The organism is Streptomyces sp. NPDC048383, assembly GCF_040651775.1.
GTDB lineage: Bacteria > Actinomycetota > Actinomycetes > Streptomycetales > Streptomycetaceae > Streptomyces.
This window is the reverse complement of record NZ_JBEZKS010000034.1, coordinates 46,984-64,315: the sequence shown is the minus strand read 5'-3', so window position 1 is coordinate 64,315 and position 17,332 is coordinate 46,984. Positions and strand designations below refer to the sequence as shown.

Below are 17,332 nucleotides of genomic sequence, written 5' to 3'. Positions count from 1 at the left end.
GCGGGGGCGGGGCAGGGGGGAGCCCCGGCACCTGGGGGGGGGTAGGTGCCGGGGCTCGTCAGGGGGGTGCGACGCGGGCCGGTCGGGCCGCGGGGTCGCGTACCGGTCAGGCCGTGGTCAGGCCACGGCGTCGAAGCCGGTGTCGCGGGCCATCCGCTTCAGTTCGAGGAGGGCGTGCTTCTCGATCTGCCGGATCCGCTCGCGGGTCAGGCCGTGCTGCTTGCCGACCTCGGTCAGGGTCCGCTCCCGGCCGTCCTCGATGCCGTACCGCATCTTGATGATGGACGCGGTGCGCTGGTCCAGCTTGCCGAGCAGGTCCTCCAGCTCCTCGCTGCGCAGCAACGAGAGCACGGACTGCTCCGGCGAGATCGCGGAGGTGTCCTCCAGCAGGTCGCCGAACTGGGTGTCGCCCTCGTCGTCCACCGACATGTTCAGGCTGACCGGGTCCCGCGCCCAATCCAGGACGTCACCGACGCGCTTCTCCGTGGAGTCGAGCTCGGCGGCGATCTCCGCGTGCTCCGGGTCGCGACCGTTCTCGCGGTTGAACTCGCGCTGCACCCGACGGATCCGGCCGAGCTCCTCGACCAGGTGGACGGGGAGGCGGATCGTACGGGACTGGTCGGCGATGGAACGCGTGATGGCCTGCCGGATCCACCACGTCGCGTACGTGGAGAACTTGAAGCCCTTGGCGTAGTCGAACTTCTCCACGGCGCGGACCAGGCCGGCGTTGCCCTCCTGGATCAGGTCGAGGAGGGGCAGCCCGCTGCGCGGGTAGCGGCGGGCGACGGCCACGACCAGGCGGAGGTTGGACCGGATGAAGACTTCCTTGGCGCGCTCGCCCTCGGCGGCCAGGAGCTCCAGCTCCTCGCGGGCGGGGGCGTCCCCCGCCCGCTCTATCGCTTCGTCGAGGATCTGCTGGGCGTACACGCCCGCCTCGATGATCTGCGAGAGCTCCACTTCCTTGGCGGCGTCGAGCAACGGGGTGCGCGCGATCTCGTCCAGGTACATGCCGACCAGGTCACGGTCGGCGATCTCCCCGCCCACGGCGCGGGCGCTGCTCGTGGACTGACGACGGGCGACGGCGCGGGTTGCCATGCGTGCTCCCTTGCGGTGCGATGAGTCGGTCGCGGTGCGGCTGGAGGACGGACCGGAACAGCCGGCGCTGCGGCGGTTCATCCTTCGGACACTCTCCCGAGTGCCCGCTTCCGATGGAAACAACGACTGGAAACGGGACAGAATTCCCACGCTGCTCCCTCTTTTTCGAGATCTTGCAGTATCCTGCCCCGCCCCCGCCCGGTGACGGAGGGGCGCGAAAGGCCGCGAGAAGCCGAAGGGGTGCAGGTCAGGCCCGGAATCGAAGCGGACCGCGAAGCCCTCACGGGGGCCGTACGACAACGACGCCCGTGAGACCGCCGTCACATGCGACACGGCGCTCTTCGGCCCGGAACAGCGCCGCCCGTGGCCGCACTCCCACCCTGAAGACGGGCCGCACCGCCTTCTGGTTGCCTGGACTGGCGATCGAATGCCCGGATATCCGACAAGCAGCGCGTTCCGCCCTAACCCGGCACGGTGCGCGAGGTTCCCGCCGCGCCCTGGCCGAACTGGAGGGAGCGCTTGGACAGGCCCAGCCAGAAGCCGTCCACCGGGGTGCTCTGGGCGCCGAGGTCGGCTTCGGCGGCGCCCAGGGTGACGAACAGCGGGGCGAAGTGCTCGGTCCGGGGGTGGGCCAGCCGGCCCGCCGGGGACTTGGCCTCGAAGTCGAGCAGGGCGTCGACGTCGGCGGCGGCGAGGGCCTCGCGGCCCCAGTCGTCGAACTCCGCCGACCAGCCGGGGACGCCGGGGCCGGGGTGCCGCAGCGCCGCGAGGTTGTGGGTGAAGAACCCGCTGCCGACGATGAGCACGCCCTCGTCGCGCAGCGGCGCGAGGCGGCGGCCGATGTCCATCAGGCGGGTCGGATCGAGGGTCGGCAGGGAGATCTGCAGGACCGGTATGTCGGCGTCGGGGTACATCTCGACGAGGGGGACGTACGCGCCGTGGTCCAGGCCCCGGTCGGGCATGTCCTGGACGGGAGTGCCGGGGGTGCGCAGGAGGGCGCGGACCGAGGCGGCGAGTTCGGGGGCGCCGGGGGCCCCGTACCGCACGGCGTAGTAGTGCTCGGGGAAGCCCCAGAAGTCGTACACGAGGGGGACGGGCTCGGTGGCGCTCAGCGCCAGCGGGGCCTCCTCCCAGTGCGCGGAGACCATCAGGATCGCGCGCGGCCGGGGCAGCGCCGCCGACCAGGCGGAGAGCTCGCCGGGCCAGACGGGGTCGTCGGCGAGGGGCGGGGCGCCGTGGCTCAGGTACAGCGCCGGCATGCGGGCGGGGGCGGGCGCGGAGGTCATGGGGCGCTCCTCGGTGCTGGTCGGGAGGTCGGTGCGGGAGCCGTCGGGTGGCGGCGGACGGGCCCTCGACAGAGCCCTCCCCTGACTGTCGGCGGAGCTGCCGGGCTGCCGGGGATGCCGTAGAAAGACTAACCCCGCTTCGTTCAAATTTGAACGAAGCGGGGTCGTCAGTCATTCCCGTACCGGGGTCCCGGTCAGTGGGCGATCACCGGGATCTTGAACTCGGCGTCCTCGGAGTCGGAGCCCGAGCCGGCGGTGGGCGCGCCCGCGCCGGGTCGGCCCGTGGTGATCAGGGTGAACGCGATGCCCGCGCTGATCACGAGGATGCCGACGGCCCACCAGATCGCGGAGGAGTAGCCCTCGACCATGGCCTTGGCCTGCACCAGCTGCGCGGCCGGCCCGCCCGCCGCGGCCTCGGCCGCGTGGTCGGTCAGGTACGCGGTCGTCGCCGAGGCGGCGATCGTGTTCAGCAGGGCGGTGCCGATCGCGCCGCCGACCTGCTGCGAGGTGTTGACCATGGCCGAGGCCACACCGGCGTCGGCCGGGTTTACGCCGTGCGTGGCCAGCGACATGGCCGGCATGAACGCGGTGCCCATGCCGAGGCCCAACAGCAGCTGCGCCGGCAGGATCAGCGCCGGGTAGGAGGAGCCGACCTCCAGCTGGGTCAGCAGCAGCATGCCGGTCGCGGCGACGAGGAAGCCCGGGCCCATCAGCAGGCGCGGCGGCACGCGGGTCATCAGGCGGGCGCCGATCTGGGTGGAGCCCGTGATCATGCCCGCGATCATCGGCAGGAAGGCGAAGCCGGTCTTGACGGGGGAGAAGCCCTTCACGACCTGGAGGTAGTAGGTGAGGAAGAGGAACAGGCCGAACATCGAGATGACGGCCAGGCCCAGCGAGAGGTAGACGCCGCCGCGGTTGCGCTCCAGCAGGACGCGCAGGGGCAGCAGCGGGGACTTCACCTTGGACTCGACGTACACGAACGCCATCAGCAGCACCGCGGAGGCGACGAACAGGCCGATGGTCAGCGGGTCCGACCAGCCCTCGGACTCGGCGCGGGTGAAGCCGTACACGAGCGAGACGAGACCGGTGGTGGACAGGAGCACGCCGGGGACGTCGAGCTTCGCGGGGTTGCGGGAGCCGGCCGGCTCGCGGATGACCATCCAGGCACCGACGGCCGCGACGATCGCGAAGGGGATGTTGACGAAGAACGTCCAGCGCCAGTTCAGGTACTCGGTGAGGAAGCCGCCGAGGATCAGGCCGACGGCGCCGCCGCCGCCCGCGATGGCACCGTAGATGCCGAAGGCCTTGGCCCGCTCCTTGGCGTCGGTGAAGCTGACGGCCAGCAGGGAGAGCGCGGCCGGGGCCAGCAGCGCACCGAACGCGCCCTGGAGGGCGCGGGCGCCGAGCATCATCGCCTCGCTGGTGGCGGCGCCGCCGAGCGCGGAGGCCAGGGCGAAGCCGGCGAGGCCGACGACGAAGGCGTTCTTACGGCCCCACTTGTCGGCGATGCGGCCACCGAAGAGCAGCAGCCCGCCGAAGGCGAGCGCGTACGCGGTGATGACCCACTGGCGGTTGCCGTCCGAGATGCCGAGATCGGTCTGGGCGGACGGGAGCGCGATGTTCACGATGGTCGCGTCGAGAACGACCATCAGCTGCGCCAGGGCTATGAAGACGAGCGCCTTCCAGCGATTGGGATCGGCGACGACCGGCGGAGCGGTCGCGGCTGTTTTTGACATGGGGGTACCTGCTTCACTGTGCGGAATGACTGAAAGAGCCTAGTTAACGAGGGTTTGGCGCGTCACGTGGTTTTACGTCTGAGGTCCCGCAAGGAGGCGGCCACACCGGGCAGTTCGGAGCGGGCCGGGCCGCGCAGCCCGTCCAGGAAGAGCTGGAGGTGCCGGTGCGCGTACCGGTCCAGGTCCGGGCAACCGGTGCCCGGGAGGGGGCGGCTCAGCTGGGACAGGGCGACCATCAGGTCGCCGACACCGATGTCGGCGCGGACGAGACCGCCGTCCTGCCCGGCTGCCACCAGGGCTTCCACGGACTCCTCCAACGCGGTGCGGGAGGCGATCAGTTCGGGGTGATCGGGGTCGAAGCCGGCCGCGAGCATCGGGCACAGGGCGCCGATGCGCTCGTCGGCCGCGGCGTGCGCGAAGCGGCAGAGCGCGGTGAACGGGTCGGGTTCCTCGGCCAGCGCGTCCTCGGCGAGGGCGGCGACCCGACCCGTCACGTAGAGCACCACGTGGTGGACGAGGGCGGAGCGGTCCGGGAAGTGCCGGTAGAGGGTGGCGTTGCCGACGCCGGCGCGACGGGCGATCTCGTCGAGCGGCGCCTCCGAGCCGAACTCCACCAGCATCTCGCGGGCCGCGACCAGGATCCGCTCCCGGTTGCGCACGGCGTCCGCGCGCGGCTTCGGCACCCGGGTGGGGGCCGCGCCCACGACGACCGGCTCCGGGGCGGCGGCGATCGGCGCGGTGGTGAGGTCCACCGTCACCGCGGGGGCGGCCGCGCGGGTGCGGGTCGGGCTCTTCATTCCGGGGCCTTCCTTGACGGGCGGGAGGTTCGGGCGGGGTTCGGGCGGGACTGCGGCTCGGGCCACGGACGCCGGTTCGGCGCCTGCGCGTTACGCGGTCCGAAACGGGGAGCCCGTCCCCGCTTCGTGGGACGTAGGTGCAAACGGGGAGGGAGTCCCCGGTTATTTCGCCGGCGCGTGTGACCTGACTCACAGGCCGGGGGGCGGCGCGGGGCCGGCCCACCGGCCGGTTCGGGGGCCGGGCCCGATTGGACGCTCCCGACGCGCGGGCGCGCCGCAGCCGACGGAGGGTGAACGGACAGAGCGCAGTCCGGACCCGGCCGGCTGCCGCGGACCCGAAGGCGATCTCCATGCCGCAGACCCGCCGCCGGATACGCAGACCCTGCCGCGCCTGCGCGTACGTCGGTCTGACCGCGCTGGCCCTCGGCGTCACGGCGACCGCGAGCACCGGCATCTCCGGCCGCGGGCACTCGGCGGCCGGCCCCGTGGCCGCCACCGCGGAGTCGGTGCTGGCGCCCTGCCGGCTCGCCGGGACCATGGGCGTGCAGATGTCCGAGGGCCTGCCGACACCGCCCGGGTACTCGCGGTCGACCGGCGAGGTGCGCGCCCTGAACCTGATGATCGACTTCCCGGACGCCAAGGGCGAGGGCACGGCGATGGACCGCCTGTCGGAGTTCTTCCCGCAGACCTCCGACTGGTTCCGGACCAGCTCCTACGGCCGGCTCAGCTACCGGGCCGAGGCCCCGATAACGGACTGGCTGCGGATGCCGATGCCGTTCGCGCAGTACGGGATCGAGCGCGGGTCCCCGTACGAGCCGGGGTACCGCCAGCTCGTCGAGCACATCGCGAAGGCCGCCGACAGCGAGGTCGACTTCGGCAAGTACGACCTGGTCAACATCCTGGTCACGCCGAACGCCGGCCCGTCGGCCCTGGACACCGTCCTGTCGGTGACCTTCTCGGGCAACGCCGAGGCCCCGGTCGCGGACGGCGTACCGCTCGCGAACACCTCGTTCGTCTACAGCCGGCAGGACGACGGCTCGGGCTCCTACCGGGAGACCGGCTACCGGGTGCTCCCCCACGAGAACGGGCACGTCTTCGGACTGCCCGACCTCTACACCGCCGACGGCGGCGGCACGGTCGGGCACTGGGACATCATGAGCGAGGACTGGGGTGCCAACAACGACCTGCTCGGCTGGCACAAGTGGAAGCTGGGATGGCTGGACGGGGAGCAGATCAGCTGCGCCTCCAAGTCCGGGGTCAGTGACCACGTCCTGTCGCCGCTGGCCGTGACGGGCGGCACGAAGCTGGCCTTCGTCCCGCTGTCGGAGAGCTCCGGGTACGCGGTGGAGGTGCGCACGCGGGCCGGGAACGACGAGGCCGTGTGCCGGCCCGGCGTGCTCATCTACAAGGTGGACTCGGGCGTGGACACCGGGCGCGGGCCCGTCACCGTACGGGACAGCGCGGCCGACAGCGGTGGCTGCACCCGGCGGCCCAACGTGCACGCCGAACTGTCGGACGCCCCGTTCGTGCCGGGCGAGACCTTCACCGACGACAAGTCCGGGATCAGCGTCTCGGTGGTGGGGGAACTGCGCAACGGCAGCTACCAGGTCCGCATCACCCGGCCATGACGGCGCCCGGGGCCCGGCGCGGGCACGGCGCGGGCACGGCGCCCGGGCCGGGTTCGGGGGTCGGGGCGTTCGCCGCGGCCCGTCGGCCGGTCCCGACCAGCACCGCGACGACCCCGGGAGGCCGACCGCCGTGAAGTGACCACCCACGAATTCCCCTTCACCCGGGTGGAGCAGGCCTTTCGGCGGCTTTCGGCGCGGGAGCCGGGCATGGTCGAACCCATCGTCCACTTCCCCCGGAGGAGCCCGTCGTGACCGTGACCCCCACGACCCCCGAAGAGCGTCTGGCCGCGGCCGGACTGACCCTGCCGCCCGCCCCCGCGCCGGTCGCCGTGTACGTACCGGCCGTGCTGAACGGGCACCACGTGTACACCTCCGGCCAACTGCCCATGGTGGACGGGGCCCTTCCGCTGACCGGCAAGGTGGGCGCCGGGGTGACCCCGGAGCAGGGCAAGGACTTGGCCCGGCAGTGCGCGCTGAACGCGCTCGCCGCGGTCGCGTCGGTCGCCGGGGACCTGTCCGCGGTGAAGCGGGTGGTGAAGGTGGTGGGCTTCGTCGCGAGCGACCCCTCGTTCACCGGCCAGCCCGGCGTCGTGAACGGCGCGAGCGAGCTGCTCGGCACCGCCTTCGGTGACGCGGGCATCCACGCCCGCAGCGCGGTCGGCGTGACGTCGCTGCCGCTCGACGCACCCGTCGAGGTGGAACTGGTCGTGGAACTGCACACTCCGATGGGGGTGTGAGGCGCCGGGGGAAAGTGGGGGCTCGGGTGCGGGGCGCGGATGCGGCGGGGCGCGGCCGAACCCCCGGCCGGTTCCCGGCGTCCTCCAGGGCATGAACGCGACACCCGCACCACCCCCGCTCCCGCCCCCACCCGCGGGTCGGTGGACCGTAGCCGGCCGCGGCCGGGTCATCGCCGGATGCTGCGTGCTCACCGCCCTGGCCGTGTCGCTGAACCGCTGGATCCCGAACGGCCCCGCCGCCGGCAACCTCGGCAGCCTCGTCCAGACCTTCCTCCCCTGGACCGGCCTGCTGGTCCTACCGCTGCTCGTCGGCGCCCTGCTGCGCCGCTCGCGCACGGCCCTGATCGCCGTCCTGCTGCCCGCGCTGACGTGGACGGGGCTGCACGGTCCGGCCCTGCTGACCGACCGGGGCACGGGCGGCCCCGCCGAGCTGACCGTCGTCACCCACAACGTGGACGACGCGAACCCCGACCCGGCCGGCGCCGCCCGGGCCGTCGTCGCGTCCGGCGCGCAGCTGATCGCGCTGGAGGAACTGACCTGGCCCGCGACCCGGACCTACGAGCGGGAGCTGGCCGCGACCCACCCGTACCACGTGGTGGAGGGCACGGTGGGGCTCTGGAGCACGTTCCCGCTGCGCGACGCCGAGGCCGTCCCGATCATGCCGTGGACCCGGGCCCTGCGCGCCACCGCCGACACCCCGAGGGGGCCCGTCAGGGTGTACGTCGCCCACCTGGCCTCCGTCCGGCTGCGCCCCGGCGGCTTCGTCACCGAGCGCCGCAACGCGGCCGCCCGCAACCTGGACGCCGCCCTGCGCGCGGACCCCGCCGGCGCCGCCGGCCGTACGCTCCTGCTCGGCGACCTCAACGGCACCACCGCGGACGCCGCCCTGGCCCCGTTGACGTCCCGCTTCCGTTCCGCGCAGGAGGAGGCGGGCGTCGGCCTCGGCTTCAGCTGGCCGGCCCGTTTCCCGGTGGCCCGGATCGACCAGATCCTCGTACGGGGCCTCACCCCGGTCTCCGCCCGGACCCTCCCGGCGACCGCGAGCGACCACCTACCGGTCGTCGCGTCCCTCCGCTTCTGACGGTCGTCCCGGTCACGGCCGCGCGGAGCCGAACGCGATGTCCGTGTCCCGGCCGCCCCAGCCTTCGGGGCTCCGCCAGATGACGTGGACGTCGAAGACGTCGCGGACGGTGTCCGCCGACCACTCCTCGGCGGGCGGCTCGGACAGGACCAGGTAGAGGCCGTCGGCCCGGGTGGGCAGGGTGTGGTTGATCTCCAGCAGGCGGGTCGCTCCCGAGCGGAGGTCCGCGTAGCCGGCCAGTCCCGAGCCCAGCGCCTCGTAGAGGAACAAGCCGTGCGGGGTGACGCAACTGACGTCGACGACGGGCGAGTCGGTGGGCTGGAGGTCGGCCCAGAACAGGGACGACTTCAGGGCGTGGCGGACCGCCTCGTGCCTCGTGCACGTCCGGTCGGCGGCGGCCGACGCCTCCAGCGCGCGCAGGAAGCCATCCTTCGTGGCCGGGGCCGGGGCCGGGGCCGGGGCCGGAGTCGGGGCTGTGGCTGTGGCTTGGGCCGGGGCCGGCGCGGTCGTGCTGTCCGCGAGGGTCATCTGCTCTTCGTCCTTCGGCTCGGGCTGGTGCGGGGGGCCGGGGTCCGGGGCGTCGGGGTTTGCGGCGTCGGGGGCCGCGGCGTCGGGGTCCGGGGCGTCGGGGGCCGCCCCCTCATGGCCGGCGGCGAACCGGTCCCGGAGCGCGCGTCGGGCCTCGGTCAGCGTCTGCGTCCAGCCCGAGACCGCCAGGGCTTCCCCGAGGCGGGCCGCGTCCAAGGTGCCCTCCTTCAAGGCGCGGTTGGCCGTCGCGGCGAGGTCGCGCAGGACGCCCAGCTTCTCCCTGTCCGGCGAGCCGAACAGGTGGAGCACGTCGACCCAGTCGGCCTGGTCACGCCGCAGGACGCGGTTGGCCATGCCCTGCAACTCGGAGAGCCGGCCCCGGGCATCGGGCACGTCCCCGTCGCCGCCGGTCAGCTCGCCCAGCACGTCCAGGGCCGCGATGTAGCGTCCCGCCATCCGCGGGGAGACGGGCGACCGGCCCCGCTGGTCGGAGGTGAGGACCGTCTGGTTCGACTCGTTCGCGAACACCCAACAGTCCAGCTTCTCGCCGCGGCGCGGCGGAACCGATCCGTGGCGGACGGCGAGAACGAGCGGACGACCGACCCCCGGGGAGACGGGTTTGACCTTGAAGCGCCCGCCGGGAGCCATGTCCACGACCTCGACCCGCAGATCGGATCCGATCCGGGGAAGTCGCTCGGGGGCCGTAGCCTCGGCATCCGGCTCCGCGGCGGCCGTGGGCGCCGCGGTCCCGGAGTCCGCCAGTACGGTCGGCAACGGGGCGGTGTGCAGGATGGTCAGGCTCTGGGTGCTGCGGGTGAGGGCCACGTACAGCTGCCGCAGGCCCGCCGGACCTCGGTCGGCGATGGTGGCGGGCTCGATGACCAGGACGTGGTCGTACTCCATGCCCTTGGCCTGAGCGGCGGCCAGGACGGAGACGGCGCCACGGTTCCGGGGGCCGATGTCCTCGGGCCCGTCGACCCGGTCACTGATCGCGTCCAGCCAGTGCGAGTCGTCGGGGACGATCACGGCCACCGAGCGCGGGGTGTTCCCGTCACTGGTCCCCACGAGGCGGCTGACCTGCGCGACGGTGTCGTCGAGGAGCTTCCACGGCTCCGTGGCCACCGTCCGCACGGCGTCCTCGCCGGCCTCGCGCACGGCCCGCGGGTAGGGCAGCGTCGGCGCGATCGCCCGGGCGAGAGGGGCGACGAACTCCATGATCTCGGCGGGCACGCGGTAGCTGGTGTTGAGCTCGGCGACCCGCCAGTCACCGTCGTCGGACAGGAGCGTGCCCAGCCGGTCCCAGCCGTCCGGGACGTGGGGCCCCGTCGCCTGCGCGAGGTCGCCCAGGACGGTCATGGAACCGTTGACGGCGCAGCGTCGCCGCAGGGCGCGGGCCTGCATGGGCGTGAGGTCCTGCGCCTCGTCGGCGACGATGTGTCCGTAACGCCTCGGCACCTCCCCGCTGATGAGGACCCTGAGCTCTTCCAGGCAGACGTGGTCGTCGAGGGTCCACGGATCGTCCTCGGCGCTGGCGGCGCGGGCGCGCAGCAGGGCCGCCTGTTCGCCCTCGTCGAGGATGCCGTCGGCGCACGCGCGCAGCAGTTCGGGCGAGTCGTAGAGGCCGCGCAGCGCCTCCCGGGCACCCGGGGACGGCCAGACGCGTTCGATGAGCCGCTCGACCCTGCGGTTGCGCTCCAGGTCGCGGCGGATCGTCCCGGCCTGCCCGCGACGCGGCGCGATGCCGGAGAGCTCCTGGAGGAGACGGTCGACGAGCAGGCCGCGGAAGCGGTCACGGCGCTCCCGGTAGGGGCCGTCGCCCTGGTGCGCCCGGTCCAGGAGGGCGCGGACCTCGGAGCGCGGTACGCGCAGGGTCGTACTGCCGGCGGTGACGACGACCGCGGGCTCGTCGCCCTCGAAGGAGGGCGCGACGACGAGGTCGTCGAGCACCTCGGGCCGGTAGTCGTGCTCGACGCGGCGCCGCAGCACGGCAGCCATGCGCTCGTCGGACTTCACGATCCGGGCCCGCGGGGAGTCAGCGCCGAGGATCTCGCCGTCCCACAACCGGCTCAGCTGGACGGCGTTGACGTCCCGGGTGCCGAGCGTGGGCAGGACCTGGCCGACGTAGTCGAGGAACCGCTGGTGGGGACCGATCACCAGGATGTCCTGCGCCTTGAAGTGCTCGTTGTTGACGAGCCAGGTCACGCGGTGGAGCCCGACGGCGGACTTGCCCGTACCCGGACCGCCCTGCACGACGAGGATGTCCGAGGGAGCGCCGGTGACCAGGTCCATCTGGTCGCGGCGGATGGTCTCGACGATGTCCCGCATCCGGCCGCCGCGCGAGCGCTGGAGCTCGCGCAGCAGGAAGTCGTCCGGCTGGAGCGCCTTGCGCCGCTGCCGCCGGACGAGGTCGCCGGGGGTGGGGGGCGGCTGCCCGGGGGCGGTGCGGTCGTCGGGGGCCGTGCGGGGTTCCGGGACGGGCGGGGGCGAGGGGTGGGCGACCGGAACGGGTTCGGGGTCGGTCGCGGTCGGGGTCGGGGTCGGGGTTGTGGTGGGGGTGGTCGGGGTCGCGGTTGTGGTCGTGGTCGTGGTCGTGGGTTCGGTGACGGCCGCTCCGACCACGATGTCGTCGAAGTAGTTGTCGACCACGCGCCGCACGCAGCGCAGTTGGCGCCGCAGCGTCACTTCCCCCGGTTCCTCGGCCCGTAACTCCGCCCACCCCTTCGCCATCGGGCTCGTCCACAGCAGGACCACCGGCTCGTTCGACGCGTCCCGCACGCCTCGCCGCCCGATGTACCAGGGGCGCGGCTCGGACCCGGGTTCGTCCGGCGCGTCGACCCGGGCGAAGACGAGCGCCTCGTCGCCGAGTCCCCCGTACGCGGCGGCCCGCGCCTCCGCCTCCATCCGGTTGGCGATCCCGTCCTTGCCGCTCGCCGAGGCGTTGGCCGCCGACGTGCCGCTCATCTCGGCCAGTCGCGCCGCGTAGCAGTCGTACGCGTGGTCCACGGCCCGCTGTTCGACCGCGAGGACCTCGTCCCGAGTGGTGGTGCCCATGTGCGTCCTCCCTGCGGCATCACCGAAACGCCGCCCCCGGGCCTGCGACCCGTACCCCGCTGAAAGAACTACCAGAAAGCCGATCTTGACGCCCGGTCACCGCCCCCTTTCCCCCGTACGAGACCCACGGAGCCCGCCCCGTCCCTCCCCGCCCACACCCCGCCCACCGCGACCACCCACTCACCCCGCCGCCGAACCCGCATCCACACACCGCCCGCCCCGGCACGGCACGTTCCGACCGCCCCCCGCCCCACCGCCCGACCGCCTCGCCGCAGCACCGCGCGACGGCCCCGCGCAACCGCCGTCGGCACACCCGGAGCGCCCCCCGCAGGCCCACCGCACTCCCCCAAGATCACTTCCCCCCGAATCCGACAGCGACCGGTGGCCCCCACCCGCTACACTGGCGCCGGTGCGCGGCCCTGGCTCCGCACCGCGCACGATGCCTTCGTAGCTCAGGGGATAGAGCACCGCTCTCCTAAAGCGGGTGTCGCAGGTTCGAATCCTGCCGGGGGCACCACGCGAAGACCCCCCAGCCGGTCGGCTGGGGGGTCTTCGGCGTTCGCGGGGCGGGCGGTGCGAGAAGGTCCTGCGGGTCGGGAGGGGTCGCCGTCCTCGGCGGGCGGGTCAGCTGTGGCCTCTGCTGCGTTCGCCTATGCGGTCGCCCTGGGGAGTGCCGGCGCGCTTGAGGGCGGCCTTGGTGTGGGCCCCGCCCTTCACCTTGCTCCGGATCGGACCGTCGAAGCCGTGCCCGGCGGGCGTGGGGGGCAGTGGGAGCTGCTCCGTCATCCTTGCCCGTGCCGCTTGGACGTCATGCTTGTGCTCTTTGCTCATCCCGTCGTCAACTCCCTCGGGAAGCACCCAATCGGACTACTCGGATCGTATGCAGATATGCGGACCAATGCACCCGGAAGCGCGCGTAAAGAAATCGCTTGCAGCCGCTGCCGCAAGAACGAGGGCTCAGGGCTGTACCGGTTCCGGGGTGCCGAGGCCGGCCTGGATCAGTGGCTCGGGGCAGGGTGTGCCGCGCGGGATCTGGTACTTCGCCGACACCCGGTACTGGCCGGGGGCCGGGACCAGCAGTTCCGTCCATACGTCGCCGGCGTCGTCCGGGGCCGCCTTGAAGAGGCAGCCGGCGGTGTTCGCGTACTCCTTCGGCGCCGCGGAGGCGCCGCGGGCGCGGGAGGCGAAGGTTTCCTGCGGGGGCAGGACCGGCTTGCCGGTGGCGTCGACCAGGCCGAGCCACGGCGAGTGGGGGATGCGGACCAGGACCCGGCCGGGCCGTTCGACGTCGATGACCATCTGGTCCGCGCCCGCCCGGACGACCTTCGCGGGGCCGGCCACCAGACTGCCCGGGTCCTGGACCTGGAACAGTTTCCAGTTCGCGTCGCCCCACACCTCGCGCAGGTACGGGAGGCCCTTGCGCAGGAGCTTCGCCTCGTCCTCGCCGCCCGAGTCGGGTTTGTCGGCGGGCAGGACGACGTAGTGCACGGCCCAGCGGTCCAGCCAGGTCCGGTAGGTCTCGGCGGTGAGGGTGTCGTCGTAGAAGAGCGGGTTGCGTTCGAGGTCGGCCTGACGGTTCCAGCCGCGCGCGAGGTTGACGTACGCGGGGAACGCCGAGGATTCGCGATGGCTGCTGGCCGGGACCACCTCGACCCGACCGCGGTCGGCACCGGCCTTCTGGAGCTGGGCGATCAGCGGGGCCAGCTCGCGGTTCCAGGCGGCTACCGGCGTGGTGCGGACGATGTCGGTGACGCTGTTGGTGGTGATCCAGACGGTGAGGCCGGCGAAGGCGAGCAGCAGCGCGCGTCGGCGCCGGGAGCGCGGGGCGGCGTACGGGACGGCGGCCAGGAGCACCGCGCCGCCGAAGAGCATGACCAGCCGGGTGACGTTCGAACCGACCTGGGAGTCGATCGCCCAGGTCAGGAACACCCCGAGGGCGTAGACGGCGGAGGCGATCCGGACCGTCTTCCACCGCTTGGGCACGAGGAAGACGATGGCCAGGCCGAACACGAAGGGCAGCCAGGCCGAGCCGATCTTCATCGGCTGCGTCCCCGAGAACGGGAACAGCCACGCGGACAGCCCGACGACGGCCACCGGCGCCAGCCCGAGGGCGTACGCGCCCGGCCGCCGGCCGCTCAGGAACAGCGCGGCGGCGACCACCCCGAGGAACAGGCCGGCGACCGGACTGGCGGCGGTGGCCAGCGCGGCGAGCGGGGCGGCGACGGCGGCCTTCGCCCAGCGCCGGTGGGCCCACTTGCGGGGCCAGCAGAAGACGGCGGCGACGGCCCCGAGCGCGAACAGCACGCCGAGGCCGAAGGTGACCCGGCCGGAGAGCGCGTTGCACAGCAGCCCGTAGACCCCGGCCAGGGCCGGCCACAGGGGGCGCCGGACGGTGTTCCGGCAGCGGGTGAGGACCAGCGCGAGGAGTCCTGCCGAGCAGGTCCCGGCGATCATCATCGTGGTCCGGACGCCGATCATGTGCATGACGTACGGGGACACGACGCTGTACGAGACCGGGTGCATGCCCCCGTACCAGGCCAGGTTGTACGCGGTGTCGGGATGTCGGCCGACGAACTCGGCCCACGCGTCCTGCGCGGCCAGGTCGCCGCCGCTGTTGGCGAAGGTGAAGAACCAGACGACGTGCAGCACGGCGGCGAGCGCGGTGGCGACGGCCACCGGGTGCCGGTGCGCACCGGCGAGCGCACGCGCCGCTATGCCGTCGGGGCCGGCCGGCGCCGCCGGCTGCTCCCCCGCGCCGGAGGGGCCGGGCGCCGACCCGCCGGACGCGCCCGAACCGCCCGGGGGCGCGTCGGACCGGCCCGACGGCCCGGCGGGCCGGGGCTGTCCGGACTTCTGGTGCTGCTCAGCGGTGGTCACCGATGACGCTCTCTCCCCGACACGCGCACGTGGGTGCCGTCCCGGTTACCTGGACGCGCCGCGGCGCCCCGGGGTTGCCCGGGGCGCCGGTCCGGCGCGGCTGCGGTCAGCCGACGCGGACGAGCTTGCTGCCGATGCCCGGCTCGGCCAGCTCGGTCTTCAGCGCCACGGGCACCTTCACCTGGCTGGCTCCGTCGCCGATGGTCAGCACGCCGACCTCCGTGCCGGCCTTGGCCGTCGCGGGGAGCTTCGTACCGCCGTCGCCCAGCTTGACGTCCACGGTCAGCGAGGACCAGCCGACGGCCTGGACGTCGGCCGTGGCGACGACCGGGGTCCGGCCGCCGAGGCCGTCGTCGACGTACCCGACGACGGCGCCCTTCTTGACGACGACCGCGCCTTCGAGGGACTTCTGGGTGGCGATGAGCAGCGTGCGGCTCGCCGCGATGACGCTGTCGATGATCGGCGGCTTGTGCTGTCCGAGGACCGCGCCGACGATCAGCTGGTTGGTGCCGCCGACCTTCTTCTGGGCGGCGAACAGCAGGTTTCCGCCGGCCTTGGTCGTCGTACCGGTCTTGATGCCGAGGGAGTCGTTGAGCGGGACCAGGCGGTTCCAGTTCGACCAGGTCTTGCCGTACGGGTCGACCCAGGCCGGCTTGCGGGTGATGTCCACCAGCGCATCCATCTCGACGATCTTCAGGCCCAGCTTGACCTGGTCCTCGGCGGTGCTGACCGTGGTCGCGTCCAGACCCGAGGGGTCCGTGTACGTGGTGTTGGTCATGCCGAGTTCCTTGGCGGTGTCGTTCATCTTCTTGACGAACGCCTCCTGGGAACCGGCGTCCCAGCGCGCGAGCAGCCGCGCGATGTTGTTGGCCGACGGGATCATGAGGGCCGCGATCGCGTCGTACTCCGAGATCTTGTCGCCCTCCTTGACCGTGTTGAGGGTCGACTCGTTGTCCGACTTGTCCTTCTGGCCCTCGGTCTCGGCGGTCTTGTCGATGTCGATCATCGCGCCCTTCTCACCCTTCTTGAAGGGGTGGTCGCGCAGGATGATGTACGCCGTCATCGACTTGGTGACGCTCGCGATCGGCACCGGTTTCTGCTCGCCGGAGGACCCGATCGTGCCGAGGCCGGCGGCGGCCATGGAGGCCTGCCCCTCGGTGGGCCAGGGCAGGTCGGGCTTCCCGCCGGGGAAGGTGTACGAGGCCTTCTCGGTCATCGCGAGCGTCGGCGCGGGCAGCGGGCGCACCAGCTGCACGACGGCGAGCACGACGGCCAGCAGCAGCACGATCGGGGCGTAGATCTTGAACCGCCGGACGGCGGTGCGCAGCGGGCTCGGCGGCGGGGGCGGGTTGTTCGTCAGGTCCGCCAGCATGTCGAGCGGCGGCCTGGGCGGCAGCGGCTGCTGCGTGGTCCGCTCGCTGGAGTCGAGCCCGCTCGCCGCCGCGGCGGCGGCCGAGGCGGCGGTCGACGGGGTCGACGGGGTCGAAGGGGTCGACGGGGTCGACGGCTTGGGTCCGGTCGGGTACGCCGGCGCGGGTTTCGGCGGGGCCGGGGATCCGGCCACCGGGGTCGGCTTCGGCGGGGCCGGGAGGTCACCGCGCAGCGGGACGAAGGTGCTGGACGCACGCTCCCCCGCGGCCTTGGCGGCCTCCCCGGCGGGAGCCGGCGGAGCGCCGCCCGGCTTCACGGCGCGGAAGACGGCGGTGCGCTCGTTGTCGGAGCCGGCGCCGTCGCCGTCCCGGCTGTCCTTGCCGCCGCCCGGACCCTTGCCCGCGGTGGGGCTCGGGGCCGCCTTGCCGACGGTGGGGCCGTCCTTGGCTGCTGCGGCGCTCGTGGGGTCGGCGGCGTCCGCGGCGGGCTTCTTCGGCCCGGCCGTGGCCGCGCCGGGGCCGCGCGGGCCGGCGGGGGGCGCCGAGTCCGGCTTCACGGCGCGGAAGACCGCCGTGCGCTCGCTGTCGGGCGCGGCGGGCGGGGTCTTCCCGGGGGCGGGAGGCGCCGCGTCGGGCCGCACCGTACGGAAGACGGCCGTCCGCTCGCTGTCCGGGGCCGCGGGCGGGGTCTTCGCCGGGGCGGGCGGGGCGGAGTCCGCCTTCACCGCGCGGAAGACGGCCGTCCGCTCGCTGTCGGGACCGCCGCCCCGGGGGGCGTCGGTGGCCTCGGCCCCCGGGCTGTCCTGCGCGTCCTCGGCCGGAGCAGCGCTCCGTGCGGACTTGTCGGGGGCGGGCGGGGCGGCGGGCGCCGACCCCGGCTTCACCGTCCGGAAGACGGCGGTCCGCTCACCGCCGCCCCCAGCCGAAGCGGCGTCCGGCCCGGCGCCGGGCGCGGGCCGCGAGCCTGCCTGCGGCTGCTGCCCGGCGTCCGGCTCGGGCCGCGAGCCGCCCTGCGGCCGCCGCTCGCTACCGGACTCGGCCTGCGAGCCACCCTGCGGCTTCCGCTCGGTGCCGGGCACGGCCTGCGGCTGCTGCCCGGCGTCCGGCTCGGGCCGCGAGCCACCCTGCGACTTCTGCTCGGCACCA

At 73.6% G+C, this 17,332-nt stretch carries 11 protein-coding genes and 1 tRNA gene; 4 read left to right on the top strand and 8 right to left on the bottom strand.

Features of this window, described 5'->3' with window-relative positions:
• Nucleotides 1–117: 117 nt before the first annotated feature.
• From AB0D46_RS22870 to AB0D46_RS22855, 4 genes are all read right to left on the bottom strand, one after another.
• A complete protein-coding gene (locus tag AB0D46_RS22870; RefSeq protein WP_362879935.1) occupies nt 118–1,095 on the bottom strand; it encodes a sigma-70 family RNA polymerase sigma factor in 978 nt (325 codons plus the stop codon).
• Nucleotides 1,096–1,556: 461 nt separating this feature from the next.
• The gene (locus AB0D46_RS22865; RefSeq protein ID WP_362879933.1) at nt 1,557–2,381 is read right to left on the bottom strand and encodes a class III extradiol ring-cleavage dioxygenase; all 825 of its coding nucleotides are present in this window, start codon (nt 2,379–2,381) and stop codon (nt 1,557–1,559) included.
• A gap of 194 nt (nt 2,382–2,575) precedes the next feature.
• Complete coding sequence (locus tag AB0D46_RS22860) at nt 2,576–4,117, bottom strand: MFS transporter (protein ID WP_362879931.1); 1,542 nt, start codon at nt 4,115–4,117, stop codon at nt 2,576–2,578.
• A 62-nt stretch (nt 4,118–4,179) separates the two neighbouring features.
• The gene (locus AB0D46_RS22855) at nt 4,180–4,914 is read right to left on the bottom strand and encodes a TetR/AcrR family transcriptional regulator (protein ID WP_362879929.1); all 735 of its coding nucleotides are present in this window, start codon (nt 4,912–4,914) and stop codon (nt 4,180–4,182) included.
• A 350-nt stretch (nt 4,915–5,264) separates the two neighbouring features.
• Between AB0D46_RS22855 and AB0D46_RS22850 the strand changes: the two genes are divergently transcribed.
• The 3 genes from AB0D46_RS22850 (at nt 5,265) to AB0D46_RS22840 (ending at nt 8,360) form a co-directional block, all read left to right on the top strand.
• Complete coding sequence (locus AB0D46_RS22850; protein ID WP_362879928.1) at nt 5,265–6,542, top strand: M6 family metalloprotease domain-containing protein; 1,278 nt, start codon at nt 5,265–5,267, stop codon at nt 6,540–6,542.
• Between the two features lie 254 nt (nt 6,543–6,796).
• Complete coding sequence (locus AB0D46_RS22845) at nt 6,797–7,279, top strand: RidA family protein (RefSeq protein WP_362879976.1); 483 nt, start codon at nt 6,797–6,799, stop codon at nt 7,277–7,279.
• 184 nt (nt 7,280–7,463) lie between these two features.
• Nucleotides 7,464–8,360, top strand: a complete 897-nt coding sequence (locus tag AB0D46_RS22840) for an endonuclease/exonuclease/phosphatase family protein (RefSeq protein WP_362879926.1) — start codon at nt 7,464–7,466, stop codon at nt 8,358–8,360.
• Between the two features lie 12 nt (nt 8,361–8,372).
• Here AB0D46_RS22840 and AB0D46_RS22835 read toward each other — a convergent pair whose 3' ends face one another.
• Nucleotides 8,373–11,939, bottom strand: coding sequence for an ATP-binding domain-containing protein (locus tag AB0D46_RS22835; RefSeq protein WP_362879925.1), 3,567 nt, complete (start codon nt 11,937–11,939; stop codon nt 8,373–8,375).
• Nucleotides 11,940–12,380: 441 nt separating this feature from the next.
• On the opposite strand from AB0D46_RS22835, the gene AB0D46_RS22830 reads away from it, so the two are divergent.
• A tRNA-Arg gene (locus AB0D46_RS22830) sits at nt 12,381–12,456 on the top strand.
• A 107-nt stretch (nt 12,457–12,563) separates the two neighbouring features.
• On the opposite strand, the gene AB0D46_RS22825 is transcribed toward AB0D46_RS22830, so the two are convergent.
• From AB0D46_RS22825 to AB0D46_RS22815, 3 genes are all read right to left on the bottom strand, one after another.
• Nucleotides 12,564–12,770 (bottom strand): hypothetical protein, encoded by a 207-nt coding sequence (locus AB0D46_RS22825; RefSeq protein ID WP_362879923.1) that lies wholly within the window; start codon nt 12,768–12,770, stop codon nt 12,564–12,566.
• Nucleotides 12,771–12,896: 126 nt separating this feature from the next.
• Nucleotides 12,897–14,816, bottom strand: a complete 1,920-nt coding sequence (locus tag AB0D46_RS22820) for an MFS transporter (RefSeq protein ID WP_362879922.1) — start codon at nt 14,814–14,816, stop codon at nt 12,897–12,899.
• 106 nt (nt 14,817–14,922) lie between these two features.
• Nucleotides 14,923–17,332: hypothetical protein (locus AB0D46_RS22815; protein WP_362879921.1), on the bottom strand; the 2,410-nt coding region annotated here is incomplete at its 5' end.

Coding starts and splice junctions, on each gene's coding strand:
- AB0D46_RS22870 (WP_362879935.1), bottom strand. CDS start 1,095: ATGGCAACCCGCGCCGTCGCCCGTCGTCAGTCCACGAGCAGCGCCCGC.
- AB0D46_RS22865 (WP_362879933.1), bottom strand. CDS start 2,381: ATGACCTCCGCGCCCGCCCCCGCCCGCATGCCGGCGCTGTACCTGAGC.
- AB0D46_RS22860 (WP_362879931.1), bottom strand. CDS start 4,117: ATGTCAAAAACAGCCGCGACCGCTCCGCCGGTCGTCGCCGATCCCAAT.
- AB0D46_RS22855 (WP_362879929.1), bottom strand. CDS start 4,914: ATGAAGAGCCCGACCCGCACCCGCGCGGCCGCCCCCGCGGTGACGGTG.
- AB0D46_RS22850 (WP_362879928.1), top strand. CDS start 5,265: ATGCCGCAGACCCGCCGCCGGATACGCAGACCCTGCCGCGCCTGCGCG.
- AB0D46_RS22835 (WP_362879925.1), bottom strand. CDS start 11,939: ATGGGCACCACCACTCGGGACGAGGTCCTCGCGGTCGAACAGCGGGCC.
- AB0D46_RS22825 (WP_362879923.1), bottom strand. CDS start 12,770: ATGAGCAAAGAGCACAAGCATGACGTCCAAGCGGCACGGGCAAGGATG.